This window comes from Vibrio minamisatsumaniensis (assembly GCF_050337445.1).
Taxonomy (GTDB): domain Bacteria; phylum Pseudomonadota; class Gammaproteobacteria; order Enterobacterales; family Vibrionaceae; genus Vibrio; species Vibrio artabrorum.
Map to the genome: position 1 here is coordinate 67,999 of NZ_JAKJSY010000010.1, position 22,747 is coordinate 90,745.

A 22,747-nucleotide genomic window follows, 5' to 3' on the forward strand; every position below is an offset into this window, starting at 1 on the left:
ATGTCTGAACCACTAATTTCTATCCGCAATTTATGCGTAGATTACATCACAGACTCAGGCGATGTTCGTGCTTGTAACAACGTAAGTTTCGATATCGCCCCAGGTGAAGTATTTGGCCTTGCTGGTGAATCTGGCTGTGGTAAATCAACGGTCGCTTTCTCTTTAATGCGCTTACATAAGCCACCCGCTTATATCAGTGGTGGTGAGGTTATCTTCAACGGTGAGAACATCTTGGAATACAGTGATGACCGTATGCAGTCGTTCCGTTGGAGCGAGATGTCGATGGTCTTCCAGAGTGCGATGAACGCACTCAACCCTGTATTACCCATGGAAGAGCAGTTCTGTGATGTGATTATGCGTCACACCAATATGACGCGTGAACAAGCGAAAAAACGAGCTGAAGGTCTGCTTGAAATCGTCGACATTCACCCGAGTCGATTAACTGACTACCCTCACCAATTTTCTGGTGGCATGCGTCAACGTTTGGTTATTGCTATTGCGCTAGCTCTGAATCCAAAGCTGATCATTATGGATGAACCGACAACAGCACTTGATGTGGTTGTTCAACGCGAAATCCTACAAAAAATCTATGCGCTAAAAGAAGAGTTTGGCTTCTCAATTCTGTTCATTACTCATGACTTGTCATTGATGGTCGAGTTTTCTGACCGCATCGGCATCATGTACTCAGGTGAACTGATTGAGGTCGCGAACTCTCAAGATATTCTAGAAAACCCTTACCACCCTTACACCAAAGGGCTGGGCAGTTCTTTTCCCCCATTAATAGGGCCAAAGACAAAGTTAACCGGCATCCAAGGTAACCCTCTGAATCTATTAGAGATTCCTGAAGGGTGTCGTTTCCAAGCACGTTGTGACCGCGTACACGAAACGTGTACCAAGGTGCCAACCAAGCTGCGTGCTATCGAAGCGGGACATTTGTCTAACTGCCACTTGTACGGTGACCCAATAGTACAAAGGAAGCTATAGCTTGCACGCTTAGTCAGCGTGAGTAATGAACAAGGCAGATCGACTGCCAAAAGCAAGCAAAGCGAACAAGGATTCTGGAGACAATTATGAGTAAAGATTTCGGTCAATTATTGGTAGAAGGTAAGAATGTCGTAAAAGACTTCCCAATAAGCAGTACCACCATTCAAACCCCGATGATGCGTGCAATTAACGACGTGTCATTCAAGATGTACAAGAGTCGTGGCCTCGCGGTGGTTGGTGAGTCTGGTTCAGGCAAATCCACAACCGCCAAAATGATCGCAAAAATGTATGCGCCTTCGGGCGGTACCATTGAGTACAAAGGCCGTGATATCCAAGAGATTTCGAGCCGAAAAGATCTGATGCATTACCGTGAAGGTGTGCAGATGGTATGGCAAGACCCGTTTGGCTCTCTTAACCCTACACACAACATCTTTCACCACATTGCTCGACCACTGTTGATCCATAAAAAGGTCACTCCGGGCAATAAGAAAGAACTTGAAGAGCGCGTATATGATCTTCTAGAGCAAGTGGGGTTAATTCCGCCAAAAGAGACATCAACAAAATACCCTCACCAACTGTCTGGTGGCCAGCGTCAACGTGTCAACCTAGCACGTAACATTGCGGTCGGTGCAGAAGTTGTGCTAGCCGATGAACCGACGTCAATGCTAGACGTTTCCATTCGTGCTGGTGTTTTAAACCTAATGGAAGAGATGAAATTTGAGAAGCAGATGTCTCTTCTTTACATCACTCACGATATCGCAACCGCGCGTTATATCGCTGAAGATCTTTCAGTGATGTACGTGGGACATATGGTGGAATGGGGTGATACCGATAGCGTGATAGCTAACCCTCAACACCCTTACACGCAACTTCTTGTTTCTGCCGTTCCAGATCCTAAAAAATCGATCCACGAAAAACTGGCGGGTAATAAAGGGGAAATCCCACTTTGGACTCCAGCATCTGTCGGTTGCCCATTTGCAGGTCGTTGTACTCAAGCGATGGACAAGTGTAAAGAGCAGTTACCGGGTGTAACTCAACTAGCAGACAACCACTTTGTTCGCTGCTACCTACACGAAAGCTAAAGATTAAAACTGAGTTAGGGTCTCTGGGCTCTAACTATTTTTATCCAAACCAATTCTGGTACCTAGCCAATAGAAACTAGGACTGTCGGAGAATATTGATGCTGTTATTGACCAACCATATTGGCTATGAGTCCACAGGCCCCAAGCAAGCTATCTTACAAACGAAAAAAGCTCGCCTATCTAGCACAACGGCTCTGCTCGTCTGTGCTGACAACCATATGACTGTCGGAAGTTTTGATGTGGTTAAACAAGGCCGCGTAGCAAATTGGCATCAAGGGCAATTCTTCACTATCGATTTCAGTTCAGCCACTGAATCTGGTCGCTACTATCTACGTTTTGACAACCTGCGTTCAGAAGTGTTTGAGATTGGTAGCAACCTATTAATGAACCACACATTTTCTGATGTGATTCATTACTTTAAGTCTCAACGTTGCGGCGGTATTTTTGACAAGAAAGATCGACAAGCACAGATCTTGGGAACCGACAGATATATTGACGTGCATGGCGGTTGGTATGATGCATCAGGTGACGTGAGTAAGTATTTTAGCCACTTATCTTATGGCAACTACCTCAACCCACAACAAATTCCCATGGTCGTTTGGAACATGCTAAAAAGCGTTCGCTTGACCCACAATAACCCAGACTTCCCTAAATTCTCGATGACCCGCTTGACTGAAGAAGCGCTATTCGGTGCGGATTTCTTAGTACGCATGCAAGACACCGCTGGTTACTTCTACATGACGGTATTCGACAAATGGAGCAAAGATATCAATCAGCGCGACATCTGCGCGTATGCCACTCAAGAAGGGCATAAATCAACAGACTTACAAGCGGGCTACCGTCAAGGTGCTGGTGTTGCTATCGCAGCATTGGCTGCGGCGGCTGAGCTGGAAAGCAGTGGCGATTACTCTAGCCAAACCTATCTTGATACGGCTATCAAAGGTTACTGGCACTTAAAAGAGTACAATCTGCAATACCTAAACGATGGTGAAGAGAACATCATCGATGAGTATTGCGCCCTACTCGCCGCCAATGAGTTGTACCGAGTAACACAAGATTCACGATATCTATCAGAAGCAAGAACTTGGGCTGAACGATTGCTCTCTCGTCAGCAATCCGATGATTCCTTTGAGCATTTCTGGTCCGCGAACTCTAATGGCACTCGACCGTACTTTCATGCCGCAGAAGCTGGCCTTCCGGTGATTGCACTATGCGAATACATCGACCATGAAACGGACCCTAAGTTGAAAGAACAAGCACGTGTTGCGGTTGAGCAAGCTTGTCAGTTCGAAATCAACATCACCGACAAAGTCACCAACCCGTTTGGCTACCCAAGACAGTACGTTAAGTCTGTCGATGGTGATAAACGTGATGCCTTCTTTGTCGCACAACAGAACGAAACCGGCTACTGGTGGCAAGGTGAAAACGCGCGTCTTGGCTCCATTGCAACCATGGCGTATTTCGTTCAACCACACATTAAAGATGAGCCCCTTAAAAAGCGCTTACTCCAACTTTCACAAAACAGCCTTGATTGGATTTTGGGATTGAACCCTTACCACATGTGCATGCTTGATGGTCACGGTCATAACAACCCCGACTACCTACCACAGCTTGGTTTCTTCAATGCGAAAGGCGGTATTTGTAACGGCATCACGGCTGGCTTTGAGGATGAACAAGACATCGCGTTCAATCCACCCGCTCAAAAAGAAGACATGCTACAAAACTGGCGCTGGGGTGAACAATGGATCCCTCATGGCGCGTGGTACTTGTTGGCGACCGCTGCACAATTCAGTCATTTTACATCGAGTAGGGAGCAATAATCATGACTCTTTACTACATAGGCATTGATGGTGGTGGTACCTCTTGCCGAGCTCGAATCCGAGATGACCAAGGCAAACTCATCGGTGAAGCAAAGAGCGGCAGTGCCAACATCCTTTTGGGTGTTGATGTTGCGATGAGCTCCATTATTGATGCCATCACAAAAGCGGCACAACAAGGGCAACTCGACTCCAACGATTTTTCTCGTATGCATGTCGGGTTAGCACTGGCTGGTGCTGAACAAAAATCAGCATGGCTAGGATTCATGCAACAAGACCACCCTTTCGCCAGCATGACATTAAATACCGATGCTTATGGCGCGTGTATCGGTGCTCACAATGGCCAAGACGGCGCAATCATGATTGGTGGTACAGGCTCATGTGGCATCTATCTAAAAGACGGTGAGCAACATGTTGTTGGTGGTCGTGAATTCCCAATTTCAGACCAAGGCGGCGGCGCGGTTATGGGCTTACGTTTAATTCAACAAGTCCTGTTAGCAGAGGACGGCATTCGCAGTAAAACCCCGCTAACTCAGCATGTTATGAGTCACTTTAATCATGATGTGGATGCTATCGTGGCGTGGTCGAAAGGCGCGATTCCAAAGGATTACGGCCAATTTTCTCCGATCATTTTTCAACTCGCTAATGAAGGCGATGAGTTGGCCATCGAACTGCTCAAGCAAACCGCAGCTGATATCGAAATGTTTGTCTTAGCACTGCATCGAAAAGGGGCTGACAAGGTGTGCTTAATGGGCAGTATCGCAGAGCGCATTCTCCATTGGTTATCCCCCCCTGTTCAACAATGGATCGTTAAACCTCAATTTGACGCTATCGAAGGCGCATTGATGTTTGCCGGTAAATCACAACATAACTTGTATCAATCGGCTTAGCAGGGTAGTTATATGAATTATCGCATCGACTTTGCTGTTCTTTCTGAACAAAAGAATAACTGCCGACTTGGCCTTACCGTACATAACTTAAGTGACTTCGACGTAAAAGATTGGTCACTGCATTTTGCCTTTGACCGATTCATCCTTCCTGAAAGTTTATCGCAAGGTGAGCTGACTCAAGTTGGCAGCTATTGCTCATTCAAACCGAGTTCGCTCGTATTAATGGCCAATAACCATTACTACTTTGAATTCAGTATTCAAAGCGCCCCATTCCGCTTCTATTCGGATGGTCTAAATGATGCCTTTATTCAATCTCATCACCAAGGAGAAACATCGGTACTGCCCGTTGCTATATCACCGATTGTTTTGGCTTCACCCTACCGTGAACGCAACCAAATTCCTGAAGTCAATGCCGCTCAAGTGGCGTTAATTCCTCAACCCAATCAGATCGAACTTCAACCCGGTAACTTCACGCTAACTGGCGAATGTAAGATTGACGCTCAATCTCATCTTGCTGATAAGGCGGTCTGTTGGCTACAACAAGAGTTACTTTCTGCTTTTGAACTGTCTCTTTCGAATGCGCTTTCAAAAGACGAAAGTGGCGACATTCTATTTCGCAGCAATCCGACGTTAGACGAAGCCCATTATAAGCTCGCCATCAATGCACAGCAGATCATACTTGAATCCGGTAGTCAGTCTGGCTTTACGCATGCCGTAGCCAGTCTAATTCAATTAGTTCAACCGCTGGGTATCAAGCGCTTCGCCATTCCATGTTGCAAAATCATCGATCAACCTCGTTTTCAGTATCGCGGCATGATGTTGGACTGCGCTCGTCACTTCCACTCCGTGGAACAAGTGAAGCGGTTAATCAACCAACTGGCACACTATAAGTTCAACGTATTTCATTGGCACCTCACTGATGATGAAGGTTGGAGGATTGAGATCAAGAGCCTGCCTCAGCTAACAGAAATTGGCGCTTGGCGCGGCCCTGATCATGTATTAGAGCCTCAATATACTCACATTGCAGATAACTATGGTGGCTTTTACACACAGCAGCAGATTCGTGGCGTCATTGAATACGCAGAACAACGCAGTATCACCGTGATCCCTGAAATTGATATCCCAGGTCACTGCCGCGCCGCGATCAAATCACTGCCTGATATGCTGGTAGAGCAAGCAGACACCACACACTACAAAAGCATTCAGCACTACAACGACAACGTACTAAATCCGGGGTTACCGGGCACTTACCAATTCCTAGATGCCGTTATTGAAGAAGTCGCAGCGCTTTTTCCTAGCGAATTAATTCACATGGGTGCAGACGAAGTCCCCCTCGGCGTGTGGACCAACAGCCCTGCCGCTCAAGCTCTAATGAAAGAGCATCAATATCAAGACAGCAAAGACTTACAAGGTCACCTATTTCGTTATGCCGAGAACAAACTCAAGCAACTGGGCAAGCGTATGGTTGGCTGGGAAGAGGCGCAACACGGCGACAAGGTGAGCAAAGAGACCATCATCTATTCTTGGCTCAGTGAAGAGGCCGCTGTCAATTGCGCTCGCCAAGGCTTTGATGTGGTGCTGCAACCTGCGCAGTTTACTTATCTCGACATGACCCAAGATTACGCACCGGAGGAGCCGGGGGTCGATTGGGCAGCGGTTATCCCATTAGAACAAGCTTATACCTACGAAGCACTTGCTGAAATCTCCGACACCGACCCGATTCGTAAACGGATCCGCGGAATTCAGTGTGCTCTATGGTGTGAGATCATCACCAACCAAAAGCGTATGGATTACATGGTATTCCCAAGAATGAGCGCTTTAGCTGAAGGATGTTGGACACATAAAAACAACCGAAACTGGCGAGATTACCTATCTCGCCTAAAGGGGCATCTGCCATTACTCGACAGACTCAATGTCGAGTATCGCAACCCTTGGAAAACTTAAGAAAACAAAAACATAGCAGGCTCACATTGAGAGCTTGCTGACTCAAATTAAGATGCTCAGTCCGATAAGACTCAGCCTCACTATTTAAAAATTAGCTGCATAGAGGCAGTTTGTTAAAAAGGAAATGACAATGAAATACGGCTATTTCGATAACGACAATCGCGAATACGTCATCACTCGCCCTGACGTACCAGCACCTTGGACCAACTACCTAGGTACTGAAAAGTTTTGTACCGTGATTTCGCACAATGCGGGCGGTTACTCGTTCTACAATTCTCCGGAATACAACCGTGTTACTAAATTCCGTCCAAACGGCACTTTCGACCGTCCAGGGCACTATGTTTACCTACGTGATGATGAAACGGGGGATTACTGGTCTATCTCTTGGCAGCCAGTGGCAAAAAGCCTAGATGACGCGAACTACGAAGTCCGTCATGGTCTGTCATACTCAAAATTCAAATGTGAGTACAGCGGCATTACCGCAACCAAAACCCTATTCGTACCTAAGGGCGAAGATGCCGAAGTTTGGGATGTGGTACTGAAGAACAACACAGACAAGCCAAGAACCATCAGTACCTTCTCGTTTGTTGAGTTCTCTTTCAGTCACATTCAATCAGACAACCAAAACCATCAGATGTCTTTGTACTCTGCCGGCACGTCTTACCAAGAAGGCGTTCTGGAGTACGACCTGTACTACAACACTAACGACTTTGAAGGCTTCTACTACCTAGCTTCAACTTTCTCACCAGACAGCTACGATGGCCAACGTGACAACTTCCTTGGCATGTACCGTGATGAAGCAAACCCGATTGCGGTCGAAAACGGTAAGTGTTCTAACAGCGCGCAAACTTGTTACAACCACTGTGGTTCTCTGCACAAGCAATTTACGATTCAACCCGGTGAAGAAGTTCGCTTTGCGTATGTACTCGGTATCGGTAAAGGCAACGGTGAACGCCTACGTGAGAAGTACCAAGACACAGCCAACGTAGATGCTGCTTTCCAAGGCATCAAAGATCACTGGGACGAGCGTCGCAACAAATTCCAAGTTAAGTCGCCAAACGAAGGCTTAGACACCATGATCAACACGTGGACGCTATACCAAGCGGAAACTTGTGTGGTGTGGTCACGCTTTGCATCCTTCATCGAAGTGGGTGGCCGTACTGGCCTTGGTTACCGTGATACGGCGCAAGATGCTATCTCAGTGCCTCATGCCAACCCACAAATGACCAAGAAACGCATTATTGACCTGCTTCGTGGCCAAGTGAAAGCGGGCTACGGTTTGCACTTATTCGATCCAGATTGGTTTGATCCGGAGAAAGCTGACGTTGAACCTTCCAAATCGCCAACGGTTGTTCCAACACCATCCGATGACGACAAGATCCACGGCATTGAAGACACCTGTTCTGATGATCACCTATGGATCGTTCCAACCATCATCAAGTACGTAATGGAAACCGGTGAACACGATTTCTTTGATGACATGATTCCATACGCAGATGGGGGCGAAGCAACGGTTTATGATCACATGAAAGCAGCATTAGACTTCTCTGCTGAATACGTGGGTCAAACCGGTATCTGTAAAGGCCTTCGTGCTGACTGGAATGACTGTTTGAACCTAGGTGGCGGTGAATCTTCAATGGTTTCATTCCTACACTTCTGGGCGCTACAAGAATTCCTAGATCTTGCTAAGTTCCGCAATAACGATGCTGACGTTGCTAAATACACAGAAATGGCAGCGAATGTTCGCGAAGCGTGTGAAACCCACCTTTGGGATGACGAGGGTGGCTGGTACATCCGTGGTCTGACTAAAAATGGCGACAAAATTGGCACCGCACAACAAGCTGAAGGCCGAGTTCACCTTGAATCAAACACGTTAGCTGTTCTCTCTGGTGCAGTTTCTCAAGAACGCGGCGAGAAAGCGATGGACGCCGTTGATGAGAATCTTTTCTCTGAATACGGCCTACATCTAAATTCTCCATCGTTTGCAACACCAAACGATGATATCGGCTTCGTCACTCGCGTTTACCAAGGTGTTAAAGAGAACGGTGCAATCTTCTCTCACCCGAACCCATGGGCTTGGGTAGCCGAGGCAAAACTTGGCCGTGGTGACCGTGCGATGAAGTTCTACGATGCCCTGAACCCGTACAACCAAAACGACATGATTGAAACGCGCTACGCAGAACCATACTCCTACGTGCAATTCATCATGGGTAAAGATCACCAAGACCATGGCCGTGCAAACCACCCTTGGTTAACGGGCACCTCTGGTTGGGCTTACTTCGCGGTAACCAACTTCATTCTTGGTGTTCGTACCGGCTTTGAAGGCTTAACGGTTGATCCTTGTATCCCGACGAATTGGCCCGAATTCGAGGTTACTCGTCAATGGCGTGGCGCGACTTACAACATCACAGTGCAAAACCCGAATGCAGTCAGTAAAGGGGTCGCTTCGATCACTATCAATGGTGAGTCAGTTGAAGGCGTAATCCCAGTACAAGCAGAAGGCAGCGTCAACGATATTGTCGTTGTTCTAGGCTAGTCTCGCAATTTAACGAACCGCTCCTGTCTCAAGCCCAAATCAGCTTGAGACAGTGAGACTAAAAGGATTTTCTCATGATTAAATTTGGTACAGGTGGTTGGCGCGCTTTCATTGGTGAAGAGTTCACCAGAGAAAACGTTCGCTTGGTAGCACAGGCGCTTGCTAACATTATTAACAACGAAGATGCAGCAAAAAATGGCTTCGTCATCGGTTACGACCGCCGCTTCCTTTCCGATAAAGCCGCATGTTGGTTTGCTGAAGTATTGGCAGCCAATAACATCAAAGTCAGCTTTATAGACAAATTCGTTCCAACGCCTATTGTGATGTTCCAAGCAAAAGAGATGGGATGCACCTACTCAGCGTGTATCACCGCTTCTCACAACCCAGCAGACTACAATGGCATCAAGGTGTTCATTGAAGGTGGGCGCGATGCCGATGAGATCATCACAGAGAAGATCGAACAGCAAATCGCAACACTGACCAGCGAAGACGTTATCCGCGTTGACTTCGAACAAGCATTACATGACCAAGAAATCGAGATCATCAACCCGATGAATGACTTTGTTGATTCAATCATCAACTTCATCGACATCGAGTCGATCAAGCAAGCTAACCTACGTGTACTGATTGATCCAATGTTTGGCGTGGCAAAAAATGCTCTGCAAACAGTACTGATTAACGGTCGCTGTGATGTCGACGTGATCAACGATGGCAAAAACCCAGATTTTGGTGGCTTGATGCCATCACCAAATGCCGCAACGCTCTATCGCTTGAAGCACTTAGTTGCTGCAGAGGGCTATGACATTGGCATTGGTACTGATGGTGATGCTGACCGCTTAGGCATCATCGATGAAAAAGGTCACTTTATTCACCCTAACGAAGTGCTACTCCTGCTTTACTACTACTTACTGGAATACAAAGGCTGGAAAGGGTCTGTCGTTCGTAATATCGCAACCACACACCTACTCGACAAAATAGCAGAGGATCATGGCGAAAAAAGCTTTGAGGTTCCTGTAGGCTTTAAGCATATCAGCTCGCAAATGGAAGCCGATGACTCATTAATTGGCGGTGAGAGTTCGGGTGGCTTAACCATTCGTGGTCACATCAAAGGTAAAGATGGTGTATTCGCTTCAAGCTTACTGGTTGAGATGATCAGTGTGACAGGTAAAAAGTTATCTGAGTTACTGAATGAAATCTATTCTAAATACGGCTATGCCTATACCTCTGAGGGAGATTGCAAGTTCAAGCCTTCAGAGAAAGAAGCGCTCTACACGAAAATCTACGTAGAGAAACAACTGCCTGAATTTGAATACGACATTGAAAAAGTCAGCTATGAAGATGGGGCTAAGGTGTACTTCAAGAATGGCGGCTGGGTCATTGCTCGCTTCTCAGGAACAGAGCCATTACTACGAATCTTCGCAGAAATGAAAGACAAAGACACCGCAGAACATGTTCTTCAAACAGTGAAAGACTTCCTCTCTCTATAGGCTTATAGAGTGAGCAGTTTTGTATAAGGCTTAACAAACCACTGCCTTGTTAAAGCCTATAGATGAAGAACGCTTGCCCAGTACTTGATTAAAGTACTGGGCTTTTTTAGACCGGACGAACGGCGGTTAAAACGCCAATACGCCTTTGGTATCCACTTTTACAGTGACTGGCATGCCCACTTCAAGCGCTTCTGAAGAGGTCGCTAATAATTTTTGACCATGCGCTTCAATCACATAACGACAGTGATCACCCATAAATTGTTGCTCTGATACAGACAGGTTGCTATCCACATCATGAGTGGCAACGATATGTTGAGGTCTTAACAACAACGCACATTCCGCGCCCACTTCAATCTCAGTTTGTGCTTTCGCTTCAATCACACCTAAGCTGGTTTCAAATTCACTGTCTGAAATACGTTGTGCCTTGAGATAACTGCCGCCACCTAAGAAATCAGCAACAAACTGACTTGATGGATGGAAATACAGATCAGATGCTGAACCATACTGTTCAATCACACCATGATTCATCACTGCCATTTTATCCGCAAAAGCGAACGCTTCTTCACGGCTGTGTGTCACAAAAATAGCCGTCACACCCTGCTTCTTAAATATCTTACGGATCTGAGAAATCAGCTCATGACGAACTTGAGTATCAATGTTAGAGAACGGTTCATCCAATAGCAGTAAGTCTGGTTTGTAAGCCAAAGAGCGAGCAATCGCAACACGTTGTTGCTGACCACCAGAAAGTTGGTGTGGGTAGCGGTCGCCGTACTCATCTAAGTGAACCAACTCCAACATCTCTTGAACCTTCTCTTTCTTTTGCTGTTCAGAAAGATCTTTTAAACCAAAACCCACATTCTGGTTTACCGTCAGATGCGGAAATAGGGCGTAATCTTGGAAAATCATACCAATATTGCGCTGCTCTGGCGGCAACCAATTATCGCCATCATCAATGGTTTGACAGTTCAAACTCATTACACCACGACTCAATGGCAGTAAGCCGGCAATCGCCTTAAGTAAGGTCGTTTTTCCGCAGCCACTCGCACCAAGCAGACAGACAATTTCACCATGCTCTACGTCTAACGAGAGCGCTTCCAAAATGGTTTGCGACTCATACTGACAAGTCAGATCTTTAATTGATAATGCACAACTCATTAGTGTTTCTGCTCCAAGGAACGGTTGACGATGATCAGAGGAATTAACCCCACCAACACCAATAATACAGCAGGCATTGCCGCCAATTCTAAGTGCTCGTCTGAGGCATAGTTATAAACGTACGTTGCCAATGTTTCGAAATTAAAAGGGCGCAGCAGCAAGGCCGCATTCAACTCTTTCATTGATTCGATAAACACCAGTAAGCCAGCGATCAATGCGCCACGTTTAATCAAAGGTAAATGAACACGGCGTAACATCTGATTGGTATTGCAACCCATGGTTTTAGAAGCCATATCCAATGAAGGGGAGACTTTACTCAAGCTACTTTCAATACTGCCAATTGCAACCGCAGAAAAACGCACCACCATGGCAAAAATAAGCGCAAACATAGAACCAGAGAAGATCAAACCAGGTCGCCCCCACTCCATCACTTTCGCAATATCGTTGACCAAGTGATCCATGAACAAAACAGGTACCATCACACCAATCGCTAACACGGTGCCCGGAACGGCATAGCCCATCGAAGCGAGACGCATATAAGCTTGATTTTTATTGCTCGGGCTAACACGTTGATTGAAGTTAACAATCATCGCGACAATCACACCAATAATCGCAGCAACCACCGAAACATAAAGGCTGTTAACCGCATACTCTCTGAACTCAGGGGTCCAGCTTTGAGCAAAATATTGGTAGGCATAAATAATAAGTTGGCCAAGAGGGAACAAGAATGCAACGCAAACTAATCCCCAGCACCACAATAGTGCCAGCCATTTTTTCCAACCAGAAAGGTCATAACGAAAATCTTCGCGGCTGCTGAATTGATTCTGGAATAGCTTCTGCTTACGGCGACTGTATCGTTCTGAGCTCAACAGTAGGATCACGATAACCAACATGATTGCCGATATTTTCGCTGCTGCCGTTAAGCTTGAGTAGCCTAGCCAAGTATCATAAACCGCCGTCGTTAACGTATTGACCGCAAAGTAACTCACGGTACCAAAGTCACCGATGGTTTCCATCGCAACGAGCGATAAACCGACCGCAATTGACGGACGAACAAGTGGTAAGGAGATACGACGAAAGCTTTCCCAAGGTGAGCATTTTAGCAAACGAGCGGATTGCAATAAGGAGACGTTTTGCTCCATAAATGCCGCACGGCACAACAAATAAACATAAGGATAGAGAACGAGAGACAGAACAATAATAGCGCCGGATAAGGTTCTAATATCCGGGAACCAATACTCACCAGGTCCCCACCCAGTAAGATCTCGCAGTAAAACCTGAACCGGGCCGGCAAAGTCGAACCAGTCGGTAAAGATATACCCAACAATATAGCCTGGCATTGCTAATGGCAGGACGAGTGCCCACTGCAAAACACGCTCTCCTGGAATACGACACATTGCCATAACCCAAGCCGACGGAATGCCAAAAATTAAAGACAGGGACATGGTTCCCATCACTAAAACCACCGTATTGTAAGCATAGGTGGGCATCACCGTGGACATGAGATGAGAAAATAACTCATCGGTTTCGCCAACAGCCGTCGTAAAAATCGCTAAGATCGGTAAAACCAGTAGCACAGCGATGAAGCCGCTACTGGTGTTCCATAAATAATTCTTTTCTTTCATCGCTTAACTACAACGAGGCTTAATGAAATACATATGCATTTGCAAATACATCTCATATCCTTTTAATGGTGGGGTTATTTATACCCATATACGGTAATGACTTCAAGGTGAGATGTTCATAACTGAAAGGATCAGCAGAGAGCTTTGTATCAAAAAGTGATTTCCAAAAAACAAACCACCCCAAGTGGCCAAAAAGTGACGACTTGAGGTGGTATTTTTATGTCGGTTGAAGCCTACATCAATAAATTATAGATCGAACTTAACTTCATCTAATAGCTTGATTGCCGCTGCGTGGTATTTTGCAATTTCATCCAGAGAAATAGTATCCGCTTTGAACTCACCCCATGAAGCAACAAGTTCAGAAGGTTTCACGTCTGTTTTCACTGGATATTCAAAGTTCACTTCGGCGTACATGCTTTGTGCTGTGTTGCCAGATAGGAATTCCATCAGCTTAACGGCATTCTCTTTATTTGGAGAATATTTAGCCATTGCCATACCAGAGATGTTTACGTGAGTACCTGTCGTCTCTTGGTTAGGGAAGTTAATGTAAACAGAGTCAGCCCAAGCTTTTTGCTCTTTATCATTAATCATTTTACCTAAGTAGTAGCTGTTACCTAGAGCAACATCACACAGACCTTCTTTGATCGCTTTAACTTGCGCGCGGTCGTTACCTTGAGGCTTACGAGCCAGGTTAGCTTTGACACCTTCTAGCCATTCTTTTGTTTCAGCTTCACCTTTGTGAGCAATCATCGAAGATACTAGAGATACATTGTATGGGTGCTTACCGCTACGAGTACAGATTTTACCTTTAAACTCAGGCTTCGTTAGATCTGCGTAAGTGAACTCTTCACCTAGACGACCAACACGGTCACGTGAAGAATAAACGCTACGTGTACGCGTTGTTAGAGCGAACCACTCGTTATCTGTATCTTGGTATTGAGCAGGGATGTTCTTTTCAAGTACATCGCTCTCTACAGGTTGAACTAGACCTTGTTTTGTTAGCTCAGATAGACGGCTGATGTCTACCGTTAACACGACATCTGCTGGGCTGTATTCACCTTCTTGAGCTAACTTTTCTGCTAAACCTTTTTTAGCAAACTTAACGTTTACTTTAATGCCCGTCTCTTTTGTGAACTCCTTAAACATAGGCTCAACGAGGAAAGGTTGACGGTAAGAGTATACATTCACTTCTTCCGCAGCCATGGCTGTCGGAGCAATGACACTGCACGCTAGAGCTGAAAGAGTTAGCAGTTTTTTCATGGTAAAATCCTTTATATCGAAATGATAATGGGTATCAGTTGCGTTATTATATTCATCATGAATATATTTACAATGACGACCAACAAAAAATAAATCGACTTCAGCCATTAAAACGCCTTACTTTTGTAACAAAGCATTTCGAAACAAACACCTCATCATTTACCTCAAAAACAATCAAACCCCACAACCATGAGTTGTAGGGTTTGATTTTTCCGCCTAACCGCTATCAGGCTAGAAGATGATGTGTGATTATTTTACTGTTACGAATTCTGGATACGCGCCGACACCACAATCGTGCATGTCCATACCTTCCAGCTCTTCATCTTCAGTAACACGAATACCAATGGTTGCTTTGAGCACTGCCCATACTGCCAGACTCGCACCGAATACCCATGCAAAGATGACTGCCGCACCCAATAGTTGAGCACTAAACGTTGCATCAGCGTTGCTGAGTGGCACCACCATTAGACCGAAGAAACCACAGACACCGTGTACTGAGATAGCACCAACTGGGTCATCAACTTTTGCTTTATCAAGAGCAATAATACTGAATACAACCAATGCACCAGATACCGAACCAATCGCGACTGAGAATAGAGGGGATGGTGATAGAGGATCAGCTGTGATGGCGACGAGGCCCGCTAACGCGCCGTTAAGAATCATGGTTAAGTCTGCTTTACCCCAAGTCGTTTTACATACAAGCAGTGCTGCGATTGCGCCAGCGGCAGCAGCGGCGTTGGTGTTAAGGAAGATTTGACCGACTGCTGTTGCGTTCTCAAAGTCTGAAACCATCAGTTGAGAACCGCCGTTGAAACCAAACCAACCGAACCAAAGGATAAATGTACCTAACGTGGCAAGTGGCATGTTTGAACCAGGAATCGGATAGATTTCACCATTCTTACCGTATTTTCCTCGACGAGCACCGAGTAACAATACGCCAGCAAGTGCCGCTGAAGCGCCAGCCAGATGCACGATACCAGAGCCTGCGAAATCACTAAAACCCGCTTCTGATAGGAAACCACCGCCCCAAGTCCAGTAGCCTTCCATCGGATAAATAAACGCTGTTAACACAACAGAGAAAATTAGGAATGACCAAAGCTTCATACGCTCAGCAACCGCACCTGATACCACCGACATTGCCGTTGCAACGAATACCACTTGGAAGAAGAAATCAGACTCTAGAGAGTGGTCGGCGCCTTCACCTTGTGTACCAATTAATGTACCAAATGATGGCAACCAGCCACCTTCACTGTTATTTACGTACATAATGTTGTAGCCAACCACTAAGAAAGTCGTACAAGCGATAGCGTACAAACAGATGTTCTTAGTTAAAATTTCAGTGGTGTTTTTTGAGCGAACTAAGCCAGCTTCTAACATTGCGAAGCCTGCGGCCATCCACATGACCAACGCACCTGAAATAAGGAAGAAAAAAGTATCTAGTGCGTAACGTAGCTCCGTTACTGTTGTTGTAAGTTCCATATTAAAAGTCTCCAATCCTTGTCATTCTTTAAAGTGCTTCAGTATCCATTTCACCAGTACGAATTCGTACGGCTTGGCTTAGGTCATAAACAAAAATTTTGCCATCGCCAATTTTTCCTGTGTGTGCCGCTTGGCTAATCGCTTCAATAACTCGGTCCACATTCTCCGCTTGAGTCGCAATTTCTAACTTTACCTTGGGTAGAAAATCCACTTGATACTCTGCACCACGATACAATTCAGTGTGCCCTTTCTGACGACCAAACCCTTTCACTTCAGAAACCGTCATACCTTCAATACCGACATCAGAGAGCGCTTCGCGCACATCGTCTAATTTGAATGGCTTAACAATGGCATTTATTAATTTCATATCCGTTCCTTAAATTTTTACTCATCCGTTGATTCCTTTACTACAATCCAAGTAGCGTGCCAAAAATTTAAGTGGTTGATTTAAATAGAATTAGAATTGTAAGTTCATAAAAACGAAAAAAGGCCACACCAATATGGTGCAGCCTTTTCACTATATTAATGCGTGCCACTGTTATTGCTCCAGTTTTGGGCAACGAGACGATGGCAGCATATAACTTAGGGAAATTAGTAACCTAAAAAATCCATCCAACGTTCGATCAACAACTCGAAATCATCAATGCCGCAACTTGCCTGGCTTTCACAGTTATAGAAATCGAACTCACAGCCCTCTTCCATCTCTTGCTCGTGCGCTAACACATTTTCTTGAATGGTGACGTCATCTTCATTGATCGCAAGGCTTATTTCTTTCCCCAAGAGAGTGACTTCATTGCTAAGGTCTTGTCTGGATCGTTGAATAAGATCCATTACATGATCTAACTTCTGCTTATCTTTACCGATCTCTTCTTGAAGCCAGCGGCCAACAATCTCATGACCCATACTGCATTTCACATAGTATTCACCCATTAGAGTGTTTCTAGTAAATTCGAATTCCATAGAGCACCTCATCGGGTTCTAGCTAACTTTATGGGCGGGAGTATACAAGGACTAAAGGTGTGAGGCGAGATATAGACTATAAACTCCAATAACTATGATAGGAAAGCACTGATCCTTGTCATCCTCAAGCACGAGGGACGTGTGAGTTGGGGATCTTTTAAAAGCATATGCATGCAGGGAGAGATTCCCTACTCCTTCCTTCGTCAGTCTATGGAATGACAGGTAGTTCTGTACTCGACATGTAATCGCTTGGTGCACAAAAAAGCGCCTACCGAAGTAGACGCTCTCAATTAAAGATGACAAGGAATTACGCTGGCTCTTGGAAGATAACCGTGTCTGCTTTTTCCGTGTACTGACCCATTTTATGGAAGTTCAAGTAACGGTATGTATCCGCAGCGGTCGCATTCACCTTCTCAGCGTACTCTAAGTACTCTTCTTTTGTTGGGATGCGACCTAGAATCGCGCCAACAGCAGAAAGCTCAGCAGAAGCCAGATAAACGTTGGCACCTGTACCCAAACGGTTCGGGAAGTTACGAGTAGACGTAGACATGACTGTCGACTTGTCTGCAACACGAGCTTGGTTGCCCATACACAGTGAACAACCCGGAGTTTCGATACGTACTCCAGCGCGACCGAAGATGCCGTAATAGCCTTCTTCCGTTAACTGATCTTTATCCATCTTGGTTGGCGGAGCCACCCACAGACGAGTGCTCAGTGAACCATTAAACTCCTCTAGCATCTTACCTGCGGCACGGAAGTGACCAATGTTGGTCATACAAGAGCCGATGAACACTTCTTGAATCTCTGTACCTTGAACGTCAGAAAGCAGACGAGCATCATCAGGATCGTTTGGCGCACATAGGATAGGTTGATCGATATCAGCCAGATCGATTTCAATAACGTGAGCGTATTCAGCATCAGAATCCGCAGAAAGCAATTCAGGGTTCGCCAACCACTCTTCCATTGCAGTCACACGACGCTCGATAGTACGAACATCACCGTAACCTTCTGCAATCATCCACTTAAGCATCACGATGTTTGAGTTCAGATACTCTTCGATTGACTCTTGAGACAGCTTAACGGTACAACCAGCAGCAGAGCGCTCCGCCGATGCATCTGAAAGCTCAAACGCCTGCTCAACCGATAGGTGTTCAACACCTTCAATTTCAAGTATACGACCAGAGAATTCGTTGATTTTACCTGCTTTCTCTACGGTTAAAAGACCTTGCTTGATGCCGTATAGAGGAATTGCATGTACTAGGTCACGTAGCGTGATACCCGGCTGCATTTCACCTTTAAAACGCACCAAGATAGATTCCGGCATATCAAGCGGCATCACACCGGTTGCCGCAGCAAATGCGACCAAGCCAGAACCAGCAGGGAATGAAATACCTAGCGGGAAACGCGTATGTGAGTCACCACCAGTACCAACAGTGTCAGGCAGAAGCATACGGTTTAGCCATGAGTGAATAACACCATCACCCGGGCGAAGTGAAACACCGGCACGGTTCATGATGAAATCAGGTAGCGTGTGGTGCGTGTTTACATCAACGGGTTTAGGGTATGCAGAAGTGTGACAGAATGACTGCATGACAAGGTCAGCAGAGAAGCCAAGACACGCCAAGTCTTTCAGCTCATCACGTGTCATAGGGCCAGTCGTATCTTGAGAACCGACTGTCGTCATTTTAGGTTCACAGTACTGACCTGCACGCACACCTTCAACGCCACAGGCTTTACCAACCATCTTCTGAGCTAGTGTGTAGCCTTTATCCGATGCCGATGGATCGATTGGTTTAGCAAACAGATCGGTTTCTTCTAGACCTAGAGCGTCACGAGCACGACCCGTTAGACCACGACCGATGATCAGTGGAATTCGGCCACCAGCACGCACTTCATCAAGTAATACCTTACCTAACTCAAAGTTTGAAATCACAGAACCGTCTTTACGTACAACACCTTCATATGGGTAGATATCAATGATATCCCCCATGTTCATCTCTTGTACGTTAAGCTCAATGGGTAGTGCACCAGAGTCTTCCATTGTGTTGTAGAAGATTGGCGCAATTTTACCGCCAAGACACACACCGCCAGTACGCTTATTTGGTACGAATGGGATATCATCCCCCATAAACCAAAGTACAGAGTTTGTTGCCGATTTACGAGAAGACCCTGTACCAACTACGTCACCAACGTAAGCCAGTGGGATGCCATCTTTCTGTAATTCTTCAATTTGCTTAATTGGACCAACATTACCCGCATCATCAGGGTTAATGCCTTCACGCTCCATCTTCAACATCGCTTTTGCGTGTACTGGAATGTCTGGGCGTGACCATGCATCTGGTGCTGGAGACAGGTCATCGGTGTTCGTTTCACCCGTGACTTTAAATACTTTAACGGTAATTTTTTCCGCGACTTTCTCTTTTGCGGTAAACCACTCAGCCTCCGCCCAAGATTGAAGCACTTGCTGTGCAGCAGCATTACCTGCTTTTGCTTTTTCTTCTACGTCGTAGAAAGCATCGAACATAAGCAGAGTGTGGGAAAGGGCTTTAACCGCGATTGGAGCCAGTTCCGCATCATCGAGTAGAGAGACTAGAGGCTCGATGTTATAGCCACCTTGCATGGTGCCAAGTAACTCCGCAGCTTTGGCTTTGCTGACTAATGGCGATGTTACTTCACCTTTGGTGATAGCCGTAAGAAAACCGGCTTTTACATACGCCGCTTCATCAACGCCCGGTGGAATGCGATTCTCGAGTAGGTCAAGAATGATCTCTTCTTCACCTTGAGGTGGGTTCTTTAGAAGTTCAACTAGACCAGCAACTTGCTCAGCATCTAGTGGTTTGGGTACAACTCCCTCAGCAGCACGCTCTGCGACGTGTTTACGATAGGCTTCAAGCACGACTTTTTCCTCTCATTGCGGTTCACTTCTTACCTTCATCATTGTGAGTAAAATAAAGAAGCGAACATCCTTGGAAACTTGGCTCTCCATTGCCATTTTTGTCATTCAATTTGTATTGATGAGCGGCATCATAGAGGCCAAACTATGGGCGATAGAATAGCAAATTTAACGTTACATTAAAATCTTATCATTTTGACCAACATAGCAAGTTAGGACGAAAGTCCTACTCTATTGGCCGACTTAAAGCGCTAAATTGCTCCTCTATCGCATGTTTATTTATAAGACGTTCCAATAATTAAGTAGACCGAGTCATAATTATCTTCGGTACGACCATAAGCCAAAATAATCGGCCCTATTGGAGAATCAACCCCAGCAAAAACGGAACCAGCAGTAAACATTGGCGCTTCATCAAAACCCAGTTCACTATCTGACCACACCCCACCATGCTCGATGGACGCCCCCACGTAAAGCGGTGATTTAAAGAGGCCGAAGTCATTTTCAAACCACTTATATCGATAAGTCAGGCTAGTATATGCTAAGTTTTTCCCGATTAAGCTGTTTCTTGGAATACCCGATAAGTTAAGGAACCCACCAAGATCTTTAGGATCAATTGGAAATATAGAGTTTTTACTTTCCACCATGCCAAAGTCTAGCTTGGCGACTAAAGTATGTTTTTCAATGCTTTGTGCAGCCATTAAATTGGCGGAAAACTCATGGACAGTATCACTTTCTGACGCCAACTTAGGATTATAAATCGTATTATTAGTGTCAAAATCATCATGTGTGACCAAATACTCTAGGTCGACAAAATAACCTTCGGTCGGCAAGCTGAAGTTATCTAATGTGTCTAATCGATAACTCATGAAAGCCCCAGTACGCTGGTAAGAACCACTGCCGAATGACGGCAGAGAAGCCACGTTAACGTTACCATCAGTATATCGAGCGCCCACTTTGAACTCTTGCCATAACGCGGGTTGATACCCCAATGCGAATTCACCAATAAATTCTTTATAGGTCATTGGCAAATAATCTTGGGTAACATCAAGCGTCGGCCTTTCAATATCGTCAATATTAGCGGGTAGGTTTCGTTTTTGATTGCTGTAAACCAATGATGTGGATGTGAATAACTTCTGACTTGAGAAAAACGGAGAAAACAACTCAACCTCAGCCAGCTTATCTGTTCCCATCTCTACATTCGTTCTCAGCTCTGCACCATGAGAATTGATGTCAGTAAAGTTTGCAGACATCCCTATGCCATATTGGCTCGCGGTAGCAAAGTCATCCTCAAGATAGAATCGAAAATTGAGGTAGTTAGGACCCCATGACTTTTCATTCACATCCACCAAAAGCTGATCTTCACCCTCGACATTGTCAAATTTATAAGTGACCAGTTCGAAACGATCTAACGCGTACAGATCTTTAACTTGAGATTCGATCTCACTTGTTTTTAGGACTTGACCAGCACTGAGATGTAAGCGATTTTCAATCAATTTATCAGAGTAGTGACTGTTATTATTAATCACAACCTTATCAACCTTGGTTTGGTCACCGTACTTCAATTGCTGTCTGGCTTGTTGTTTATGGTCGATATACTTCTGATAATCAGCACTCGAGAGGGATAATTTGGAAAGCTGGTCTTTGTGCTGGAATGCTGCATTATACCCCGCCTGAAAAGCATCTGGCATCTTATCAAACTCGGTCGTTTCTATTTGCCCAACATCAGGATGTAAGAAGATATCGTCATCCGTTAACGTTTCAGCTTGCTCCTGAGTACTGCGACGAACCAGGTAGTTGGAAAGTTGATCGGCGGCGGCGAGAAAGGTGGTGAAATCGTCTTTGTCTTTATAGTTTGAACTGATATCGATCGCTATAATGATGTCAGCCCCCATCGCTCTGGCTACATCAACGGGCATATTATTGGTCACACCACCGTCAACCAACATTCGTCCATCCACTTCGTAAGGTGGAAGCGCTCCCGGTACCGACATACTTGCCATCATCGCATCAACTAAATTACCACGGTCGATAACGACTTCTTCAAGTTTGATAATATCAGTCGCGACTGAGCGATAAGGGATAGCCAGATGATCAAACGAATCAAAAGAGGATAAATTGCCTGTCGTCTCACGCAGAATACGCAACATATTCTGACCTTGTACCACCCCTTTCTTTGCTTTAATTTCACCAAAGCCTAAACCTAGGTCAGTATTTAACTGATAGCGGTCTTCATACTCTTTGTCTCGCACACGGCGATCACTACGGTTGACTCGATCACGATAACCACGATTCCAATCAACCGTATAAATCAAACTTTCTATCTCTTCGGCACTCATCCCTGTCGCATAAAGCCCACCAACGTAAGAGCCCATACTGGTACCGGTAATGTAATCAACCGGGATATGCATCTCTTCTAAGGCTTTAAGCACCCCAATATGAGCGGCCCCTTTGGCCCCTCCACCGGCAAGAACCACAGCAACCGTTGGCCTCTTATGAGATTGTTTCGTTGATTGAGAAGCATCAACTTTCAACTCAGTCGCGGCAAACAGCTGAACACTGATCACAATACCGACAATACCTAAGCCACTCACTAGCCAACGGGAAATCATTATTTAACTATCCTTGTTATTATTTT

15 protein-coding genes are annotated in these 22,747 nt (G+C 45.5%); 7 read left to right on the forward strand and 8 right to left on the reverse strand.

Annotated features, from left to right (window positions below; all coding sequences use genetic code 11):
- From L4B77_RS01910 to L4B77_RS01940, 7 genes are all read left to right on the forward strand, one after another.
- Positions 1 to 984, forward strand: a complete 984-nt coding sequence (locus L4B77_RS01910; RefSeq protein WP_429748234.1) for an ABC transporter ATP-binding protein — start codon at positions 1 to 3, stop codon at positions 982 to 984.
- An 86-nt stretch (positions 985 to 1,070) separates the two neighbouring features.
- The gene (locus L4B77_RS01915; protein WP_372065068.1) at positions 1,071 to 2,066 is read left to right on the forward strand and encodes an ABC transporter ATP-binding protein; all 996 of its coding nucleotides are present in this window, start codon (positions 1,071 to 1,073) and stop codon (positions 2,064 to 2,066) included.
- 98 nt (positions 2,067 to 2,164) lie between these two features.
- Positions 2,165 to 3,886, forward strand: coding sequence for a glycoside hydrolase family 9 protein (locus tag L4B77_RS01920; RefSeq protein ID WP_429748235.1), 1,722 nt, complete (start codon positions 2,165 to 2,167; stop codon positions 3,884 to 3,886).
- A 2-nt stretch (positions 3,887 to 3,888) separates the two neighbouring features.
- Positions 3,889 to 4,773 (forward strand): glucosamine kinase nucleotide-binding domain-containing protein, encoded by an 885-nt coding sequence (locus tag L4B77_RS01925; protein ID WP_261838033.1) that lies wholly within the window; start codon positions 3,889 to 3,891, stop codon positions 4,771 to 4,773.
- Positions 4,774 to 4,785: 12 nt separating this feature from the next.
- Positions 4,786 to 6,717, forward strand: a complete 1,932-nt coding sequence (locus L4B77_RS01930) for a beta-N-acetylhexosaminidase (RefSeq protein WP_429748236.1) — start codon at positions 4,786 to 4,788, stop codon at positions 6,715 to 6,717.
- Positions 6,718 to 6,847: 130 nt separating this feature from the next.
- Positions 6,848 to 9,253, forward strand: coding sequence for a glycoside hydrolase family 94 protein (locus L4B77_RS01935; RefSeq protein ID WP_429748237.1), 2,406 nt, complete (start codon positions 6,848 to 6,850; stop codon positions 9,251 to 9,253).
- A gap of 74 nt (positions 9,254 to 9,327) precedes the next feature.
- Positions 9,328 to 10,740 (forward strand): phosphoglucomutase/phosphomannomutase family protein, encoded by a 1,413-nt coding sequence (locus L4B77_RS01940; protein WP_429748238.1) that lies wholly within the window; start codon positions 9,328 to 9,330, stop codon positions 10,738 to 10,740.
- A 126-nt stretch (positions 10,741 to 10,866) separates the two neighbouring features.
- On the opposite strand, the gene L4B77_RS01945 is transcribed toward L4B77_RS01940, so the two are convergent.
- From L4B77_RS01945 to L4B77_RS01980, 8 genes are all read right to left on the reverse strand, one after another.
- Positions 10,867 to 11,895 carry an ABC transporter ATP-binding protein gene (locus L4B77_RS01945; protein WP_372039501.1) on the reverse strand — a complete coding sequence of 343 codons (1,029 nt, stop codon included), beginning with the start codon at positions 11,893 to 11,895 and terminating at the stop codon, positions 10,867 to 10,869.
- Positions 11,895 to 13,520 (reverse strand): ABC transporter permease, encoded by a 1,626-nt coding sequence (locus L4B77_RS01950; protein ID WP_429748239.1) that lies wholly within the window; start codon positions 13,518 to 13,520, stop codon positions 11,895 to 11,897. Before L4B77_RS01950 ends, L4B77_RS01945 begins: the two co-directional genes overlap by 1 nt.
- 246 nt (positions 13,521 to 13,766) lie before the next feature.
- Positions 13,767 to 14,780 (reverse strand): Fe(3+) ABC transporter substrate-binding protein, encoded by a 1,014-nt coding sequence (locus L4B77_RS01955; RefSeq protein WP_429748240.1) that lies wholly within the window; start codon positions 14,778 to 14,780, stop codon positions 13,767 to 13,769.
- Between the two features lie 249 nt (positions 14,781 to 15,029).
- On the reverse strand, positions 15,030 to 16,259 hold the full coding sequence (locus L4B77_RS01960; protein ID WP_261838040.1) for an ammonium transporter: 1,230 nt from the start codon (positions 16,257 to 16,259) through the stop codon (positions 15,030 to 15,032).
- Between the two features lie 28 nt (positions 16,260 to 16,287).
- Positions 16,288 to 16,626 (reverse strand): P-II family nitrogen regulator, encoded by a 339-nt coding sequence (glnK, locus tag L4B77_RS01965; protein WP_261838041.1) that lies wholly within the window; start codon positions 16,624 to 16,626, stop codon positions 16,288 to 16,290.
- Positions 16,627 to 16,850: 224 nt separating this feature from the next.
- Positions 16,851 to 17,219, reverse strand: coding sequence for a YacL family protein (locus L4B77_RS01970; RefSeq protein ID WP_372039499.1), 369 nt, complete (start codon positions 17,217 to 17,219; stop codon positions 16,851 to 16,853).
- 307 nt (positions 17,220 to 17,526) lie between these two features.
- Positions 17,527 to 20,115, reverse strand: a complete 2,589-nt coding sequence (acnB, locus tag L4B77_RS01975; RefSeq protein WP_429748241.1) for a bifunctional aconitate hydratase 2/2-methylisocitrate dehydratase — start codon at positions 20,113 to 20,115, stop codon at positions 17,527 to 17,529.
- Positions 20,116 to 20,387: 272 nt separating this feature from the next.
- Positions 20,388 to 22,721 carry a patatin-like phospholipase family protein gene (locus tag L4B77_RS01980; protein ID WP_429748242.1) on the reverse strand — a complete coding sequence of 778 codons (2,334 nt, stop codon included), beginning with the start codon at positions 22,719 to 22,721 and terminating at the stop codon, positions 20,388 to 20,390.
- Positions 22,722 to 22,747: the final 26 nt, after the last annotated feature.